The 1734-nt window shown below is 59.9% G+C and carries 1 protein-coding gene; it reads left to right on the top strand.

The features are described from left to right. A partial coding sequence (locus tag AC2VLV_RS15405; RefSeq protein ID WP_486990818.1) for a DEAD/DEAH box helicase family protein occupies positions 1 to 1734 on the top strand: 1734 nt, incomplete at both ends.

Here is a 1734-nt window from a genome sequence, read left to right as displayed (position 1 = left end):
GCAACCGCCTGACACTGCTGGACGATGAGTTGTACAAGAATCTGGCCGACATTCAGCTACGCGGCGGTTTGCCGCCGTCCAGCACCCTGGCGTCCGGTGACTTTACCGTGGAGATGGAGACCGGCACCGGTAAGACCTACGTCTACCTGCGTTCCGTCTTCGAGCTGAACAAGCGATATGGCTTCAGCAAGTTCGTGATCGTGGTGCCGTCGGTGGCGATCAAGGAAGGCGTCTACAAGACCTTGCAGATCACCGAGGATCACTTCAAGGGGCTCTACGCTGGCGTGCCCTTTGACTACTTCCTCTACGACTCCGCCAAGCTCGGGCAGGTGCGCAACTTCGCCACCAGCTCGAACATCCAGATCATGGTGGTCACGGTCGGTGCCATCAATAAAAAGGACGTGAATAACCTCTACAAGGACAGCGAAAAAACCGGCGGCGAAAAGCCCATTGACCTCATCAAGGCCACCCGGCCCATCGTGATCGTCGACGAACCCCAAAGTGTGGACGGCGGCCTTGAGGGACGCGGCAAGGAAGCGCTCGACGCGATGAACCCGCTGTGTACGCTGCGCTATTCCGCCACCCACGTGGACAAGCACCACATGGTGTTCCGTCTGGATGCCGTCGATGCCTACGAGCGCAAGCTGGTGAAGCAGATCGAGGTCGCGTCGGCCACCGTGGAAGATGCGCACAACAAGCCGTTCGTTCGGCTGGTGTCGGTGGCTAATCGCCGTGGCACGATCAGCGCCAAGGTCGAACTCGATGTGGAAACGAGAAGTGGCGTGAGGCGGCAGGAAGTCACCGTGAGCGACGGGGATGACCTGGAGCAGTCGGCCAAGCGGGCGATCTACGCCGACTTCCGTGTTGGTGAGATCAATACCTCCAAAGGCGAGGAGTTTTTGGAGCTGCGCTATCCCGGTGGGGAAGCCTACCTGGCCTTGGGCCAAGCGCATGGCGACGTCGATGCCTTGGCCGTGCAGCGCGAAATGATCCGTCGCACGATTCGCGAGCATCTGGACAAGGAAAAGCGCCTGTGCCCGCTGGGCATCAAGGTGCTGTCGCTGTTCTTCATTGATGCGGTGGACAGGTACCGCCAGTACGACGCCGAAGGCAATCCGGTCAAGGGCGACTACGCCCGCATCTTTGAAGAGGAATACCGGCGCGCAGCCAAGCTCCCCGCGTATCAGAGCCTGTTCGCCGAAATCGATCTGGCAAGTGCTGCTGAGGAAGTGCACAACGGCTACTTCTCCATCGACAAGAAAGGCGGCTGGACGGACACCAGCGAAAGCAACGCAGGCAGCCGCGAGAACGCCGAGCGCGCCTACAACCTGATCATGAAGGAGAAGGAGAAGTTGCTGGGTTTCGAGACACCGCTCAAGTTTGTCTTCTCGCATTCGGCTCTGAAGGAAGGCTGGGACAACCCCAACGTGTTCCAGATTTGCGCCCTGCGCGAAATGGGCACCGAGCGTGAGCGTCGCCAGACCATCGGCCGGGGCCTGCGCCTGTGCGTGAATCAGCATGGCGAGCGGGTGCGCGGCTTCGAAGTCAACACGCTGACCGTGATTGCCACAGAGAACTACGAGCAGTTCGCCGAAAACCTGCAGAAGGAAATCGAGGCCGACACTGGCATCCGCTTTGGCATCGTCGAGCAGCACCAGTTTGCCGCCATTGCGGTGACAACGCCCGACGGACAAATCACGCCACTAGGTGTCGATCAATCCAAGGCGTTGTGGG

It is taken from the genome of Thiomonas sp. TH-17 (genome assembly GCF_057473305.1).
Note: the sequence above shows the minus strand (reverse complement) of the source record. Positions and strands in the feature narration are given on the sequence as shown.